Origin of the sequence: Roseiconus lacunae, from assembly GCF_008312935.1 — a bacterium.
GTDB classification, from domain to species: domain Bacteria; phylum Planctomycetota; class Planctomycetia; order Pirellulales; family Pirellulaceae; genus Stieleria; species Stieleria lacunae.
This window is the reverse complement of the sequence record NZ_VSZO01000012.1, coordinates 451,470-468,259: the sequence shown is the minus strand read 5'-3', so window position 1 is coordinate 468,259 and position 16,790 is coordinate 451,470. Positions and strand designations below refer to the sequence as shown.

Below are 16,790 nucleotides of genomic sequence, written 5' to 3'. Positions count from 1 at the left end.
CGGTGGGTGTCGGGTGTGGATGGTCCGTACTGTTGTCGATAACAAGTGCGGTGGTATTGAGGTGCGACTCATACGAATGGTGTAGTCCGCGATGATGGATGTTCACTGCGGTTTGATCGTTAGCAGTTCAGTCACTTCCCGAACTGCAGATGAAGCACAGCACTTCGAAGGCAACCGCGAAGTTGCGGTGAATTTCCCACAACAAGCATGTGGTGTGCCGGTGATCAAGACGGTCAACACATGGGTCGCCGATTGGGGTGATCAGGAACGAGCAGGCGCGCAAGCATTGCGTCTATTAAGGTCGTCATCGATCGCGGCGCGCGATAACACGGTGAAACGATGGCGCGGTAGCGTCCGGTCGTTGGCGATGCGACGAATCGCAAAAGTTTGTTGGGGGGGACGGCCGCGGTGCCGTTTAGATTGGACGGTCGCGCAGTCGTTGGGCATCGTTGCGCGATGTCGTTGCGTTGCTTGGGGCACGAAGATCGCGATCACAGTCGGGGGCTGGAGCGTATGTGCCGCTACTTCAGCCCGAAGCCGCTGGGGCGTTTGTTGAGTGCCCCACGGACGCCGAGTTCTCTTGGGTCTCGGGCGATCTTATCACTGAAGATTCTGACGTCGTCCATAATCGGACGCAGCTTCGCGGTCGCCATTTCGACGTTCTCTAGCGTGCGTTTCAGATTCCAGTAGACCTCATCGTCCTCAAGCAATCGCCGGACAGTCCCGTTGCTATTGTTGATCGCGGTCCCAAACGTTTCGATCTGGCGAAGCGTGGCGTCGAGGTTGCGAAGACTGCTCAGCGCCTGGGCGACGATCTCGTCACTGTTGGCGGCGATCGGTTCCGTGATCGTCTCGATGTTCTTGATCGCCTGTTCGGCGGAACCGAAACTGCGTTTGGCCGACTGAACGGTGTCGCGAACGGCGTCGACGGTTTGGTCGACGTTCTTCACCACCTTTTCGGCCTCGACGCCAACCCTTTCAAACTGATTGCCAACGCCACGGAAGCTGTCGAACGTTTCTTGTGTGGATCGGAACGTTGCTTGGGCTTCGGTGAGGACCGATGGCAGTTCGGCCATCGCGGCTTTCAGGTCGTCGTTGGCCAGCACGCCGCGGACTTCGCGCATCGCGCCTTGGAATTCGATGAGCGCGTTGCGCGCTTCTTGCGAAAGGTCGCCCAGTTCATCGTTGGCAGTTCCGACGACGCCTTGTGCATCACCGACGAGTTGATTGACGTTCTCGCCAACGAGTTGCAGCGAACCGCTCGCGTCGCGTACCGATTCGAGTGTCAATCGGAGTTCATCTTCTAAATTGATCAGCAGATCAAACGGGTCGCTTTTACGAATGCCCCTGCTGATGAATTGTTCGTTCGTGTAGCGTTGGTTGCGAACGACCGGCAATTCTTCGTCCCACGCCGCAACCAATTCGGCTTCGTCGGCCTTGTAAAATTCGAGTTTCGCATCGCGCGTGATCATCGATCCGGTCACGATCCGCGGAAGGTATTCGTGGGTCAGTTTGTCTTGGTAGGCGGATTCGATCGCGATGCGAACGAGGACGTCCTTGTCTCGTAGGTTCTTGTCCAAGACACGCCCGATTTCAACACCGCGCAGCAGTACCTTGGTGTTGCTGCTGATGCCATCGGCGTTGGGGAACGTGACGAGCAACTCAAACTCTCGCGTCAGCACACGTGGCACCGCACCGAATAGGAACGTCAGAATCACTCCGATCCCCAACGCGGCAATCACTAAGACGCCGACTCCGAATTTTAGTCGATTGTCATCCATCGTTATTTGGAGATCTCCTTGATTCGATCGCCGGCTTCACCGCGGACGAATTGTCGAACGCGTCGTTCCGAGCTCTCCTCGAGACCTTCGGGCGGGCCATCGTAGAGGACTTGTGACTCGTCGGCTTCTAGGCGAGTCCGCGGGAAAAACATCAAGACACGATCGGCAACTTTTTGGGCCGTTCTCATATCATGGGTCACAATCACGCTCGTAACTGGGTATCGCTTGCGCACGTCCAACATCAGTTCGTTGATCACGTCGCTCATGATCGGGTCGAGGCCCGTGGTGGGTTCGTCATACACGACGAGATCTGGTTCGAGGATGATCGCGCGGGCAAGTCCGACACGTTTTCGCATCCCTCCGCTCAGTTCACTCGGTCTGCGCCCGGCGACACCCGGGGGCAGTCCGACGTCTTGCAGGTGCCGCAAGACACGCTCGCGTATTTCTCGCGCGTCCGCGTCGGTGGATTGGCGTAGTGGGAAGGCGACATTGTCAAACACGGACATGCTGTCGAACAACGCCGCGTTCTGGAATACGAATCCAAATCGGCGACGCACATCGCTGATCTGTTGTGGAGTCAACTTGGCGAGGTCCATTCCGTCAAACAAGATCGAACCGGCGGTGGGGTTGATCAGTCCGACCAATGTCTTCATGAATACCGTCTTGCCGCAACCGCTTTCACCGATCACGGCAACTGTTTCGCCTGCCGAGATCGAAACCGAGATCTCTTTGAGGATCGTTTGTGATTCAAAGGTTACTTCGACGCGGCGGACTTGAATCTGTGGTTCCGTCGCTTGTGGCTCGGGTGCTTTCGTCGTGTTTGATTCGTCAGTGCTCATAGCTGAAAGCTCGCCCCCGACGGATAGATCATGAAATAGATTTCGTCCAAGATGATGTTCAGGGCCAAATCGATCGCCAGAATCATCACAAAGGAATAGACGAATGCCGATGTCGCCGCCTTGCCGACGCCATCGGCGCCCGCTTTGCAGTGAAATCCCTGGTAGCAACTGACGACCGCAATGATGCCGCCGAAGAAGACGCTCTTAAAGATTCCGCTAAACAAGTCAAAGCCGACAACGCCTTCACGTGAGCGGGTTAGGTAGGCGGCGTGGTCAATGTCCAGGATGTTAACGCTGTAAAAGTATCCGCCGACGATCCCCATGAAGTCCGCCATGATCGTCAGCGCCGGGATCAACAAAATGCAAGCTAGGAAGCGCGGGACGACCAAGTAGTGGATTGGGTCGGCGCCCATCGTTGTTAGCGCGTCGATTTGTTCGGTTACCCGCATCGTGCCCAAGACGGCTGCCATGGCGCTGCCGACACGACCGGCGAGCATCGTCGCCGCAAGCACCGGGCCGAGTTCTCGGACGAGCGAGGTGTTGATCACGACCCCCAGGTGGGTTTCCAATCCAATCGCGTGGAACTGGTAGTACGTCTGGACGGCAAGCACCATCCCGATGAAAGTTCCCGTCAGCGCGACGACGGGCAAGCTGAGTACTCCGATTTCATAGAAGTTGGTCAGCAGCGTGCCTCGCTGAGGCAGACGCGTCGCGATCCAGGTCAGCATCCGCCATGCGAATAAGGCGATGTCGCCAATCGTTTCGACTCCTTCGACCACCGCCGAGCCCCACTGAACCACCCAGGCGTGAAGCATCTCCTTTGCAGAAGGAGGCCCTTCGCCGGGGGCGCGTGTTCGCTCGGGAGACGCCGTCGTGGACATGAACGATCAAAGCTCGTCGTGGAAAATCGGGATAGCACAGCAGATATCGGACTCTATCGGCAGCGTTGACTTTGCGGATGAGGCAAAGTTTTCGCTGTCGCCGCTAGGGGCCTTCGAATGCTGTTTCACACCGTTAGCTACCCCGCCCGGCCGCCGCGTTGGTTTCCGGAATCGTCCGTGTCGATTAAATCGCGGCCTACCACTACAATCCCGCGTCTTGAGACGTCTTCACCAGTTCCGTTACTGATTCCATTTTTTTGACAGCAATGTCCAAATCCGCCTCCGCTCCGTTTCGTGCTGCCCCTGCCAGCCCCAAATTTCCCGCTCTGGAAGAGGAAATCCTGGAGTATTGGAAGCAGAACAGGATTTACGAAAAATCACTCGAGCGGCGTGCCGATGCCCCACCGTTCGTCTTTTTTGAAGGCCCGCCCACGGCGAACGGGATGCCACACCCAGGGCATTGTTTGACCCGGGCGATCAAGGACGTGTTTCCCCGCTACAAGACGATGCGAGGTTTCCGTTGCGAGCGAAAAGCCGGTTGGGATACCCACGGTTTGCCCGTCGAGGTCGAAGTCGGCAAGGAATTGGGGATCCACAGCAAGGAAGAGATCGAAAATTTTGGCATCGAGCCTTTCATCCATAAATGCCAGCAGTCGGTGTGGCGCTACATGCAGCAGTGGCAGCGGCTGACCGAACGGTTGGGGTTTTGGGTGGATCTGGAAGAGGCTTACGTGACCTATCACCAAAGCTATGTCGAGAGCGTTTGGTGGAGTCTGAAAAACCTGTTCGATCGTGGCTTGCTATACCAAGGCCACAAGATCGTTTGGTGGTGGGCACAGGGCGGAACGGCATTGTCCAGCGGCGAAGTCGGGCAGGGTTACCGCGAAGTTGCCGACCCCAGCGTGTACGTTTTGTTCCCGCTGGTCGATCAGCCGAAACGTAATTTGCTGGTGTGGACGACGACTCCCTGGACGTTGCCGAGCAACATGTACGCGGCGGTCCACCCGGAATTGGAATACACGTTGGTCCGCGATAGCGATACCGGCCAAGAGCTTTACATGGCATCGGCGTTGGTCGACAAGATCGCCGAGAAGTCGAAACGCGAATTCGAAGCGTTGGAAACGTGTCGCGGGACGGACCTGATCGGGTTGCGCTACACACCACCGTTCGATGGTTACAAGAATTCCACCGGTGATCCCCAAGGAGCTTTGCTTCAGCCTGTCGATGGCAACGAAAAACAACATCACTACTGGCGAATCGTCGAAGCCGACTTTGTGACCACCGACAGCGGATCGGGGATCGTTCACCAAGCCGCCGCGTTCGGGGAAGTCGACTATGAAGTCTATGATCGCGAACGTCGTCGGTTTGTCGAAGGCGAACAGCCCACGTTGCTTTGCGCGGTCGGTCCCGATGGAAAGTTTGTCGAAGCGGTCAGCGATGACTTGCTGGGCGTCTGGGTCAAGGATGCCGACAAGCCATTGTCACGTGATTTGAAAGAGCGTGGGTTGATGTTCTTGCAGGAACAGTACCTGCACGATTACCCGTTCTGTTGGCGGGCAGATCAGGATCCGCTGATTCAGTATCCACGTGAGAGCTGGTTCATTCGGACGACCAAGTTCCGCGATCTGATGCTAAAAAACAACTCGCAAATCGGTTGGCAACCGGAACACATTCGTGACGGTCGGTTCGGTAACTTTTTGGAATCCAACGTCGACTGGGCACTGTCGCGAGAACGTTATTGGGGGACGCCACTTCCGATCTGGGTTTGCCAACAAACCGGTCGGATGGAAGCGATCGGTAGCTACGAAGAGTTACTGGCCAAGCCGGGCGTTAGCGGTACAGAAGTTTGGGACAAGGCGAAGGCCGAGGATCCGTCGCTGGTCGACGACTTGCGAGTTCACAAGCCCTACATCGACGAAGTCACTTACGAGTCGCCGTTCGCCGCCGGCGCGCGGATGAAGCGGGTGAGTGAAGTCATCGACTGCTGGTACGACAGCGGTGCGATGCCCTTCGCCCAGTGGGGATGGCCACATCAAGGCGACCGGGATTTTGACTCGCAATTTCCCGCCGACTTTATCAGCGAAGCGATCGATCAAACCCGTGGTTGGTTCTACAGTCAATTGGCGATCGCGACGATGTTGTTCGGCGAGGGCGCGTCGATCGCCGAAGATGGATACGAAGCCGCAACAAGCGATACGGCGTCGAATGCGCTTGCCTTGAAATCCGATGCCGATTATCCGTTGCCGTTTCGCAATTGTATCGTGCTCGGTCTGATGCTGTCCCAATGGTGGGAAGCCGAGGGCGACGACGGCAAGAAAATCATCGCGCTCGAAGAAGCGGAAACAAAGAAACACGCCGGCAAGAAATTCTCCAAACAAATCGGCAAGATGTCCAAGAGCTTGCGCAATTACCGCAGTCCCGAGGAGATCTTCGATCGCTACGGCGCCGATGCGTTGCGTTGGTACTTGTTTGCCAACCAGGCGCCGTGGAATTCGATTATCTACGCCGAGCAGTCGATCAAGGATTCGATCCCTGAATTTTTGCTGCGGCTTTGGAACACGTTTAGTTTCTTCACGATCTATGCCGAGATCGACGGTTTTGATCCTCGCGATGCGGATGGATTCGACGACCAGCTTTCACCGGCTTCGCTTGCGTCGGCGCCGAAGTACCGTGCCGCGTCCGAGCGAAGTGAGATCGACCGTTGGATCTTGTCCGAACTTCATCAGACGACCGCCAAGGTGATCGATCGCATGGACGCGTTGGACAACTACAACGCCTGCCAAGCGATCACATCGCTGCTGGATGGGCTGAGCAATTGGTTTGTCCGCCGCAGTCGTGATCGGTTCTGGGCGAGTGATAAAGAATCCCAAGACAAGCACGACGCTTACTGGACGTTGTACGAAACGTTGATTCAGTTGACCAAGCTTGCCGCCCCGTTCACTCCGTTTTTGGCCGACACGTTGTGGCAGCGTTTGACCGAACCGTTCGAAGGCAAAACGCTCGAAAGTGTTCACTTGTGCGATTACCCGACCAGTGATCCGGCCGTCATCGATGAATCGTTGTCCGATTCGATGCGATTGCTTCGCGAGATCGCTTCACTGGGGCGTGCCGCCAGGGCCAGCGAGAAGCTAAAGGTGCGGTTGCCGCTATCAGAAGTCACGGTGATCTTGACCGATGATTCTAAGATCGCGTGGTTGCAGAACCATGACGCGCTTATCCGCGAGGAACTGAACGTCAAAGTGGTCCACTACACCACCGAAGGCGACCAGTACGTTCAGTACACCGTTGTGCCGAACTTCAAGCGACTGGGGCCAAAGGTCGGCAAGCAAGTGCCGGCGGTGAAAAAGGCGCTTGCCGAAGCGGACGGCAATGAGCTGTTGGCAGCCCTGCAATCGCAAGGCGTCGTTTCGCTTGCGATCGGTGATGCGACGGTCCAGCTTGATAGCGATGACATCGAAGTTCGCTTGCAAGCGAAAGACGGTTGGGCCGCGGCACAAGGGCTCGGTTGTGTGGTCGTACTGAACACCGAAGTCACCCCGGAACTGCAACGTGAAGGGATCGCAAAAGATTTAGTGCGGGTGATTCAGAACCAGCGGAAATCAATCGAGTGTCAGTATACCGATCGGATCGAAATCGCGGTCGACCCGAGTGACGATCAGGTTGCCGAGGCGATGAAAGAGCACGGCGAATCGATAACCGAGGAGACGTTGGCCGATCAGCTATCTGTCGGAACGATCGAGGGTGTCGAGTCTGCCGATTCCGAGCACGGTGCGATTTATGTTCGCAAGGTATCGTCATGACCGGAGCAAACGAATCCATCTCGGTTGCCGTCTTCTTAAGCGGCGGTGGCCGAACGCTGCAGAATCTGTTGGAGCACCGCGATGTTCATGGGTTGCCGATCGATGTTCGATTGGTAATTAGCAGCCGGGCGGACGTGCGCGGCGTGCAGATTGCCAAGGACGCCGGAATCGAAACGTTGGTCGTTCGAAAGAAAGATCATGACGACGCAGAGTACTGCAGTGCGATGTTTGATCCCGTACGTCAGTCCGGGGCGGACTACGTGATCATGGCGGGCTTCTTAAAGCACGTGTTGATTCCCGAAGATTTTGAAGGTCGGGTGATCAACATTCATCCGTCGCTCCTGCCGGCTTTCGGCGGTCCGGGTATGTACGGTCACCATGTGCATGCTGCCGCGCTGAAGCGGGGCGTGAAGGTCAGCGGCTGCACGGTCCATTTCGTCGATAATCACTACGACAACGGCCCAATCATTTTGCAACGGACTTGTGATGTATTTGCCGATGACACGCCCGACACACTCGCCGCCCGTGTGTTTGAACAGGAGTGTCAGGCGTTGCCCGATGCGATCCGAACGCTGAGGAAAATAGCGTCGTCTTGATCAGACGCGAACGTTAAGCAGTTGAATACGATTAATTCGGCTTAAGTCATTTCACTCTCCCAGTGAGCATTGGTATCTACACAAGTGCGAAGGGGAGAGCTTTGGCTTTGAGCCGTTTGAGTGTACCTATATCGACGTCGGGTGACTCCAAAATATCGGTCACCGAAAGTAGTACCATCATTCCCGCCAATAATGCTGGCGGAGTCGACTCGACACCATACTTCATCTGTCGCCCGCTCAGTCGAATCAGAATGCGTTTTGTCTCGGCAGCTTCGTCGCTCCTATCGTTTTGTAGTTGCATCACGGCAACGCATGCCATCGATGCAACCAAAATTCGACGCGCAATCGCCTCACCGCTCTGCTGTTGCCACAGCTCCAATTCCTGGCCGTGGCTCTTGAGCAGCTTGAAATACGTCTCGATTAGCCAACGCCAGTAGTACCATAGAGCGATTTGGTAGCCGCTGATTGATGCATCAAACACATTGCAAAGAAGCGTCCACTGCGCTAGCACGTAATCGTTCTCGTCAAGCAATCGCGTGACCACCAAACGTACTCGGATTGGATCGCCGCTGACCTGACGCTTTTCACCATCGATCACTTCGCTGTGCGGGCGATGCAGGACGACCTCTGTTTCAGCGACCTCCTGAGTCACCGTTTTGCCGTGATAAAGTGCATCACCGCAGGCCTCAAAAAGAATTTCGCGATCAAAATGCTCTTCGATTTCGGAAAGCAAAACACTTTCATCATTCCACTTCACTCGGCGATCATCGCAACGAACGAGAAACAGATGCCCCTTTTGGTCCCACTGACGCATCCGCCCTAGTGTGTCGGCTTCTCGATCGATCACATGGACGACCTTACGGTCCAGGCCCCAATCACCGGACTCGTTCATCGTGGGCGTCACTTCGTCGAGACGATGGTCGTCCATCGCCGGCCGATCGATTGCCGTTGAATGGACCGCGTTACCCGTTTTCAGATGCATCTGCATTGGAGCTAACGAAGCTCCGCTGGCAGCATCGATCAACAATGAGGTCGACATCTCGTAGCCGATGTCGTGTTCATGAGTGATTTGGCGAAGATCTTTCTTTGATGTGTGGCTTTTGTAGTCAATTTTGCACCAATCGTGAGCCAAGAGCACATAATCAGAAGGCGAAAGTTGAGCGGCTTGTCGGCCCACCTCTCGCAATGGCTCGATCAAATCGAGCAGCGTCACGTTGGGGTTGGATAGGAACCGCCAAGTTGCCTGGGTCGCGGAGAACGCTTGGTTTTCTCCCGGTTTGAGCGATGGTCCGGCCGCGTTTTTGTTAGCAGATTTCATGTGTTCTTGCACCAGTTGCAAGTACCGACGTTGCAGCCGCGGCTCCATCCGCGGAAGATTAATTCCATCCAGTGCAGTCTACGAAAAGCTAAAACTTGTGTAGATACCAATGCCCAGTGGGAGAGTGAAATGACTTAAGCCGAATCATTCATGTTCAACTGCTTAGTCGGAATCTGCCAATGAACTTGCATGCCGACGTCTTTTCGTAGGAGCAAAACACATCCGCTAAGTTTGTCACGATGACCGCAGCTGCGAACATCGGTAAGAAGAATACCGATGAGTCGGCGTTGAAGTGACTCTTGAGCTTGACGCCACAGGAGCAATCGTTTGGAGTTAGCTTTCGTCGATGTCAGCAGTCATTTTTGAAAGATTGCGATAGCAGATTTCGGTCGCATTTTGGGGAGAGTAATTTGGTTGACGCCAAACTTGTGAACTGACTTCGCAGCAAACTTCACCCCGATAACCACCTGCAATGAAACGCTGCAGAATCTTGCCGTGGGGGATCGAGCCAATCTCGCCTGGCAATGCGAACTGTGTTTTTCCATCGACCATCGCAATGTCTTTGACGACGATGTAGCCCGTGTAGGGCAGAGCTTGATCAACAAGCGTTTCGATTTTGAGTTCGCGATACGCATAGTGACTGTGGTCGTACACCATGCAAAGTGAATCGGGTTTCCCCAGTTGTTCGATGAGCCAAATCGCATGCTCGGGAAGTGACATGGCATGACTGCGATGAGGTTTAATCGCGAGGCGGACGTTGGCTTCGGATGCAAGGCGTGTCCAATCTCCAAGCACGTCTCGATAAAGTGTTTTTAGGTCTTCCCATCGCCCACCGCCGAGAACAGATTGAATGATCGGTGGTTGTTTCGGGGCGAGGTCGGTCGCGAGTTGGAGCATCTTTTGTACCGATCGACGATCGGATTGGATCCGTTCGCGATTGGGATTTGGGAGCCCCATGAGGGCGCCTAATTGTAGCCCTTGGTCGGTGATTCGCTGCCCAATCGCTTTACGTTGCTCCGGTGTGAGCTGATCAGGTGCGCCATGGTATCCGGGCATCGACACGATTTCGATTGAATCAAAACCGGTCTTGGCGACTAGATCGATGCTCTGCGAAAGCGACATGCCGGGATGTCCATAGGTGCCGAATCCGATCGGGCATCGTCGCGATAGTGGCGACTCGGCGGCGGCATAGAATGCCGCAATGGTTGCAAATGGCAGACACGTCGCATTGGACAAAAAGCGTCGACGGGAAGAGACAGGCACGGCAAAGGTGGGGGAAGGAGGAAGCGGCGAAATCATCGCCGGTGCGGCAAATCTCCGAGAGGTGCGTACAGCATAAAGGCTCTCGTTGTCGCGTGGGAAAACATTGAACGCGAATTTTGTACTTCGAAACGCACCGCGGTTGCATCGGCTGGGACTTCACAAGAAGAAGAAACAGAAATCCTGAGCGGCCGTGGGGAAGTTCTAGGATTTCGAACTGGACGCGGGGCGGCAAACACCCGATAATCTTTCTGTCGTCACTCTCATGATTGGGCTCGTGAATTGATCTCGATTCGAACCATCACCGCCATCGCTTTGCTCGTCCATTCGATTTTCGGATGCTCGTTGCACGCGGCTTGTGCGTGCAGTGGTCATTCGCATCAGATGCACAACAGCGCCGATCGTGTCATCGGTGCCGAAGCTTCGGCCGCATGTAAGCACGATCACGGCCATCTGCATCAAAAACACCTGCATCAAAAACACCGCGATGCGGAAGTTTCGGGATGTTCGCATGAACGCAAAGCCTGCGATCGGTTAGAGGACCACGAGCATTCTGCTCATGAAAGTTCCTTGTGCCGTTGTTGTCAATCGGGGCCTGAGCAGCAGGGAACGCCTTGCGGTGATGGCAGTGTCCGTTGCAGTTTTGTTCCTTCATCGGAAGAACTGTTTGATCTCGATTATGGCCCAGCGGTGGCCTTTCTTCCTGCCGATGTCATCGGCGTCTCTTCTGGCATTCCGCCTGCATCGATTGCCAACTGTGTTTTATTTGGTTGTTGCCAAGTGGAACGTGCGCAGCATCGATGTGCAATTCTTTGCACCTGGCTGATCTAGGATCGTCGTACGGGGTCAACGAATCTCGTTGGGCACCTCTTTCTTCGAATTTCGGATCCGATAGCCAAAGCCAAACTGTTGATTGCCTTGGGCCATGCCATCTCGTGTGGTTCCATGCAACTGATGATTGACGGTCGGCGTGCTTTGCGGATCCACACTGGATCGCTTCTATCACACGGTTGATTGAGCTGTGGCGAATCTTTCGTCAGCCTTTCGCCGGGGTGTTCATGGAGATCGATTGGATGCTGCGCGTCTCGGGACGACGCAGTGGTCAAGCGGTCATTCGTTACTCCTTCAATAGATTGAATCGATGAACGAAGATCAGATTCAAGACACGTCAACTAAAACGATTCCGACAAGCGGACCAAAGTACGATCGTGGATGGATTCGAAATGTTCGATGGACTGCACTTATCGTATTGATTGCGGTGATCGGAACGTCCGTCGTGACGGGCGTCCCACGATGGAATAGATGGCCGTTGGCAGGCAGGCAACCGGCAGCTGACTCGGAATCGTCCGCCGTTGGCGATGAAGATCACGGTCACGTCGAACACGACCATCCACGACACGACGATCAGCAATCAATTGAGCTGAGTGAACAAGCGAGGGCCAATCTGCGCTTACAAACACAGATTGTTTCGCTCCAGACGTTTAAAGAGACGATCGAAATTCCTGCTGTCATTACCGCATGGCCGGGCCAAACACACGTGGCAATGACGTCTCCTTTGACAGGCGTAATCAATTCAATCCAAGTATCGCGAGGCGAAGTCGTTCGAAGCGGTACGCCGCTCTTTACGCTTCGACTGACTCACCAGGATCTCGTCGAGACTCAAGAGGATTTTCTAACTTCGTTGGGACAGCTGGATGTCGAGCAACGAGAGATCCAACGTTTGACATCGATCGCTTCGTCAGGGGCCATTGCGGCGAGCAAACGGATCGAACGCGAGTACGAGCGTGATCGATTGGAAGCGAGTTTACGTGCGGCTAGGCAGTCGATGCTACTGCACGGGCTGACCGCGGAACAAATCAAAGGGATCGAGACGACGAGAGAATTAGTCCGTGAAGTGACCGTGTATGCTCCCGTGTTGCACTCCGACCGGTCATTGCACCACGAAGCCGGTGAGTCGTACTTTCAGTCATCGGCGAAGGCGGGCCGCGCAAATCCTGGTGAGATCGCTTTACCAGGGGCACAGGTATTGAACACGAAACTGACCGCGTTCACGCAGCCGTTGCCCCATCCGGAACATATTGATGCCGAATTCTTAGTGACCGATCTGAACGTGACTCGTGGTCAGTCGGTGCAGGCCGGGCAAATGCTTGCTCAGCTTTCAGATTACAGCGAGTTGCTGATCGAAGGTTCTGCGTTTCAGCGTGATAGCGAAACTTTGCGATCGATCGCCGATCGGCAAGAGCCATTACAAGCAATTATCGAACTCGATCGAGAACAACGAAGGTTGGTCGAAGGTTTGAAGATTGTTTATCTGGGCAACGAGGTCAATCGGCAATCTCGCGCGTTGCCTTTCTATGTTCGATTGAAGAACGAAGTGGAGCGGACGGTGCAGTCCAGGGGGCATCAATTCGTGAGCTGGCGATACAAGCCCGGGCAACGGTTGACACTGCGGATCCCGACAAAATCGTTCGATCAGGCGATCGTCGTCCCTAAAGAAGCCGTCGCCGAAGAGGGACCCGAAAGGTACGTGTTTGTTGAAAACGCAAAACACTTTGATCGAGTCGGCGTGCACGTCTTGGCCAGCGATTCGGTGAGCGTTGCGATCGCAAACGATGGTCAGCTTTGGCCCGGGCAGACCATCGCGACCCGAGGGGCTCATCAGTTGCAAATGGCGATCAAGAACAAGACCGTCGGAGCCATCGATCCGCATGCCGGCCACAACCATTGACGAGAAGTCACGGCGAAACTGCATCCTGTAACAACGGGTTCATTGCTAGCCGTCTGACTTAGTTCTATTTCCGCCGAGTTTTGAAGCGTGCAGGAAAGTTCTGCGCTTCAGCGGTGTTCTTCGAAGGTAATCGTTTCCTTGAGAGAAAAACGGCATCATGCTTGACTCTATCATTCGTTTTTCACTTCGCAATCGTATCGTCGTGTTGGCGGTCGCCATCCTGCTGGTGTTGGTCGGAACTTGGCAGGCACTTCGGATGCCTATCGATGTTTTTCCTAATTTGAATCGGCCACGTGTGGTCGTGATGACAGAAGCACCGGGCATGGCACCGGAGGAAGTCGAAGCGCTTATTACGTTCCCACTTGAAACAGCGTTCAACGGAGCAAGTGGCGTCCAGGCTGTTCGCAGCAGCAGTGGAATAGGGCTATCGGTGATCTATGTCGAGTTCGCCTGGGGAACTGACATTTACAACGATCGACAAATCGTTAATGAGCGTTTGCAACTTGCTCAGGAAAGCTTGCCGGAAGGAATCAAACCGACGTTGGCTCCGATTTCTTCCATCATGGGACAGATCTTGATGTATGCCATGTGGAGCGAAGGTGAAAAGACGGAGCCTATGGAAGTTCGCACGCTTGCCGACTGGGTTGTCCGTCAACGCCTGCTGACCATTCCGGGGGTCTCTCAGGTCTTTACGATGGGCGGCGGTCGTCTGCAGTATCAAGTGCTGCTAAATCCTAATCGATTGCGTGAGTTCGATTTGACCGTCGAAGAGGTTCACAGGGCGGTGAGCGAGTCCAATCTGAATGCGACCGGAGGTTACCTCGATCAACAAGGTAGCAACGAGTTGCTCGTTCGTGGGTTAGGCAGGATCAACGGTCTTGATGATCTGCGCGAGATCGTCGTCGAAACACGTGACAATCGGCCCGTTACGTTGGCCGACATTGCCAGCGTGGTCGAAGGAAGCCAAGTCAAGCGGGGCGATTCATCAGCGTTACTAAAAAATCCTGATGGCGGCGTAGATGGAGGACCTGCGGTGATGTTGACAATCAACAAACAACCGGGAGCCGATACGCGAGCGGTAGACGACGCGATCGAAGCCGCCCTAAAAGAGTTGGCATTGACGCTGCCTTCCGACCTGAGAATTGAAAACGTGTACTCGCAGCGGTCTTTTATCGATCGGGCAATCGAAAACGTGGTCGAGGCGCTCGCCGACGGAGGAGTGCTGGTGTTTGTGATCTTGTTCCTGTTCTTGCTGAACTTTCGTACGACCTTCATCACACTGACCGCCATCCCTTTGTCGATTGTCACCACCGCGTTGGTATTTACCGCAATGGGGCTGTCGATCAATACGATGACGCTAGGAGGATTGGCAGTCGCGATCGGCGAGTTAGTTGACGACGCAATTGTCGATGTCGAGAACATTTTTCGCCGATTGAAGGAATGGCGAAACAAAGCGTCGACGCAAGCGATGTCGGTGTCCTCGAGAGCGATTTCTTCGATCCGAGTCGTTTATCAGGCAAGCATCGAAGTACGAAGTAGCGTCGTGTACGGGACGGCGATTGTTGTACTGGTGTTTTTGCCGTTGTTCGCACTCGAAGGGATGGAGGGGAAACTGTTTGTGCCACTTGCGTTGGGGTACGTCGTCTCTCTCCTGGCATCTTTGGTCGTTTCCCTCACCGTGACGCCAGTGCTCGCGTCGCTTTTATTGGTCGGCGACCGAGTTTGGAGGGTCCTGCTTCCGGGCTTCGCGTTTGTAATCGGTGTGCTTGTTTGTCATTGGATTTTGCCGAGGACACTCGAATTTGTCGGCTCGGATGTGTCGCTCCCAGGAAGCCCGTTGTGGTGGTCCGTCATGCTGACAATTCCGATCTGGATTGGGGTTCTTATCGTTGAACGCCGGCTAGGTGGGGAGCACGCAGAGGAAGGGAAACTGCTGGAAGGCCTACACGGTATCGCACGTTCGACGATCAATTTCAGCACACGTTTTTCTGGGTTGGTGTTGGGGATATCCATGATCGCGGTTGGAGTCGCCGCGATGATGCTGTTTCGTTTTGAAAACGATTTCTTGCCACCGTTCAACGAAGGCAGCGTGCAGGTGAACGCATTGCTTCCGCCGGGATCATCGCTTGCGACAAGCAATCAAATCGGTCTGACGGTTCAAGAGGAACTGATTAAGATCCCGGCGGTCAAGTCGGTTGCAAGACGAACCGGTCGAGCCGAACTGGATGAACACGCCGAGGGTGTGAATGTCACCGAAATGTTTTTGGAGATCGAAACACATGCCGATCGTGAGCAGACCATCCGTGCGATTCGCGACACGATGGAAGAGATCCCCGGAGTGGTCTCGAGTACAGAACAGCCTTTGGCCCACTTGATCAGTCACATGATCTCCGGGGTGAAAGCTCAAATCGGAATCAAGCTCTACGGCGATGATCTCGATCTGCTTCGCAAGAAAGCAGAGGAAATGAAAGCGGCGATCGCCGATGTACCTGGGCTGACCGATGTGATGGTGGAGCAACAGACAAACATTCCGCAGTTGCGAATCGAGCTCGATCGCTCGGCGCTTAAGCAGACTGGATTACGTCCGGCTCAAGTGATGGAGATGGTCGAGACGGCAATGAATGGAACCATTGTGAGCCAAGTCCTGTTGGGCCAGCGAAGTTTCGACCTGTTGGTTCGTATGGAGGAATCGTATCGCGAAGATCTCTCAAGATTGCGTCGGTTGGTTGTGCCGTTACCTGATGGAGGCCGTGTACCACTGGAGTCGGTCGCCAAAATCTATGAAAGCGGAGGTCCCAATATGATCAAACGGGAGCAGGTCCGACGGCGAATTGTGCTCCAAGCAAACGTCGCAAATCGAGGTGTCGTGGATGCCGTCACTGACATCAAACAACGGTTGGGTGCCGTGGAACTTCCGGCCGGTTATTTCGTGGAGTATGGCGGGCAATTTGAAAGCCAACAGTCAGCGTCGCGTCGTTTGGCTCTGCTTTCGGCGGTTGCGCTCATCGGGATGTTCTTGGTCCTCTACACCTTGTTTGGGAATGTCAATTTTGCCGCCCAAGTCCTCGTCGCACTTCCGACTGCTTTTGTCGGCGCCGTCGCCGCGCTCGTGATCACTGATCAACATTTGACTGTCGCGGCGATCGTTGGATTTATTTCGCTTTGTGGTATCGCCAGTCGAAATGGAATCCTTTTGCTCAACCATTATGTCCACTTGGTTCGTTACGAAGGCGAAACGTGGTCGCGAGCAATGGTCGCGAGGGCAGGCCAAGAAAGAATGGCGCCGGTGTTGATGACGGCACTGACCAGTGGGATCGGTCTTTTACCGCTGGCGCTCGCCGCGGGGCAACCGGGAAAGGAAATCTTGTATCCGATTGCAACGGTAATCGTCGGCGGTTTGGTGAGCAGCACACTGGCCGAGTTCTTTGTACGACCGGCATTGTTTTGGAGCATCGGCATCGAATCAGGCAAACAGATCATTGCCAACTCGGACGACGAGATTTGGGAAGCGGAAATGAAAACGAAGCACTCTTAGATCGCCCATTTTAGGCGATGAGTTTTAGCGATTCATAACAGTTGAAGCATCC

At 54.7% G+C, this 16,790-nt stretch carries 8 protein-coding genes and 1 pseudogene; 4 read left to right on the top strand and 5 right to left on the bottom strand.

Annotated features, from left to right (window positions below):
- Nucleotides 1–521: 521 nt before the first annotated feature.
- The 3 genes from FYC48_RS17940 to FYC48_RS17930 are packed head-to-tail and all read right to left on the bottom strand — an operon-like array spanning nucleotide 522 to nucleotide 3,435.
- A complete protein-coding gene (locus FYC48_RS17940) occupies nucleotides 522–1,781 on the bottom strand; it encodes an MlaD family protein (protein ID WP_149498096.1) in 1,260 nt (419 codons plus the stop codon).
- A gap of 2 nt (nucleotides 1,782–1,783) precedes the next feature.
- Nucleotides 1,784–2,620: an ABC transporter ATP-binding protein gene (locus tag FYC48_RS17935; RefSeq protein WP_149498095.1), complete on the bottom strand. Its 837-nt coding sequence runs from the start codon at nucleotides 2,618–2,620 to the stop codon at nucleotides 1,784–1,786.
- Nucleotides 2,617–3,435 carry an MlaE family ABC transporter permease gene (locus tag FYC48_RS17930; protein ID WP_315853783.1) on the bottom strand — a complete coding sequence of 273 codons (819 nt, stop codon included), beginning with the start codon at nucleotides 3,433–3,435 and terminating at the stop codon, nucleotides 2,617–2,619. The genes FYC48_RS17935 and FYC48_RS17930 overlap by 4 nt, the downstream gene beginning before the upstream one ends.
- A 332-nt stretch (nucleotides 3,436–3,767) precedes the next feature.
- Here FYC48_RS17930 and ileS point away from each other — a divergent pair, with 332 nt between their 5' ends.
- Nucleotides 3,768–7,301 carry an isoleucine--tRNA ligase gene (ileS, locus tag FYC48_RS17925; RefSeq protein ID WP_149498093.1) on the top strand — a complete coding sequence of 1,178 codons (3,534 nt, stop codon included), beginning with the start codon at nucleotides 3,768–3,770 and terminating at the stop codon, nucleotides 7,299–7,301.
- Nucleotides 7,298–7,897 (top strand): phosphoribosylglycinamide formyltransferase, encoded by a 600-nt coding sequence (gene purN / locus FYC48_RS17920; RefSeq protein ID WP_149498092.1) that lies wholly within the window; start codon nucleotides 7,298–7,300, stop codon nucleotides 7,895–7,897. The genes ileS and purN overlap by 4 nt, the downstream gene beginning before the upstream one ends.
- Before the next feature lie 76 nt (nucleotides 7,898–7,973).
- Here purN and FYC48_RS17915 read toward each other — a convergent pair.
- Both FYC48_RS17915 and FYC48_RS17910 read right to left on the bottom strand, forming a co-directional pair.
- Nucleotides 7,974–9,183: pseudogene (locus tag FYC48_RS17915) on the bottom strand (IS4-like element ISRba2 family transposase).
- 365 nt (nucleotides 9,184–9,548) lie between these two features.
- Nucleotides 9,549–10,478 (bottom strand): sugar phosphate isomerase/epimerase family protein, encoded by a 930-nt coding sequence (locus FYC48_RS17910; RefSeq protein ID WP_160149601.1) that lies wholly within the window; start codon nucleotides 10,476–10,478, stop codon nucleotides 9,549–9,551.
- A 1,138-nt stretch (nucleotides 10,479–11,616) separates the two neighbouring features.
- Here FYC48_RS17910 and FYC48_RS17905 point away from each other — a divergent pair.
- Both FYC48_RS17905 and FYC48_RS17900 read left to right on the top strand, forming a co-directional pair.
- Entirely contained in the window at nucleotides 11,617–13,203 is a 1,587-nt protein-coding gene (locus FYC48_RS17905) for an efflux RND transporter periplasmic adaptor subunit (RefSeq protein WP_149498089.1), read from the top strand.
- Nucleotides 13,204–13,360: 157 nt separating this feature from the next.
- A complete protein-coding gene (locus tag FYC48_RS17900) occupies nucleotides 13,361–16,738 on the top strand; it encodes an efflux RND transporter permease subunit (protein WP_149498088.1) in 3,378 nt (1,125 codons plus the stop codon).
- The last annotated feature ends 52 nt before the right edge of the window (nucleotides 16,739–16,790 follow it).

What these genes read in the sequence shown, in the direction of transcription:
- FYC48_RS17905 (WP_149498089.1), top strand. Translation starts at nt 11,617, where the DNA reads ATGAACGAAGATCAGATTCAAGACACGTCAACTAAAACGATTCCGACA.
- FYC48_RS17900 (WP_149498088.1), top strand. Translation starts at nt 13,361, where the DNA reads ATGCTTGACTCTATCATTCGTTTTTCACTTCGCAATCGTATCGTCGTG.
- FYC48_RS17930 (WP_315853783.1), bottom strand. Translation starts at nt 3,435, where the DNA reads ATGCTTCACGCCTGGGTGGTTCAGTGGGGCTCGGCGGTGGTCGAAGGA.
- FYC48_RS17940 (WP_149498096.1), bottom strand. Translation starts at nt 1,781, where the DNA reads ATGGATGACAATCGACTAAAATTCGGAGTCGGCGTCTTAGTGATTGCC.
- purN (WP_149498092.1), top strand. Translation starts at nt 7,298, where the DNA reads ATGACCGGAGCAAACGAATCCATCTCGGTTGCCGTCTTCTTAAGCGGC.
- ileS (WP_149498093.1), top strand. Translation starts at nt 3,768, where the DNA reads ATGTCCAAATCCGCCTCCGCTCCGTTTCGTGCTGCCCCTGCCAGCCCC.
- FYC48_RS17935 (WP_149498095.1), bottom strand. Translation starts at nt 2,620, where the DNA reads ATGAGCACTGACGAATCAAACACGACGAAAGCACCCGAGCCACAAGCG.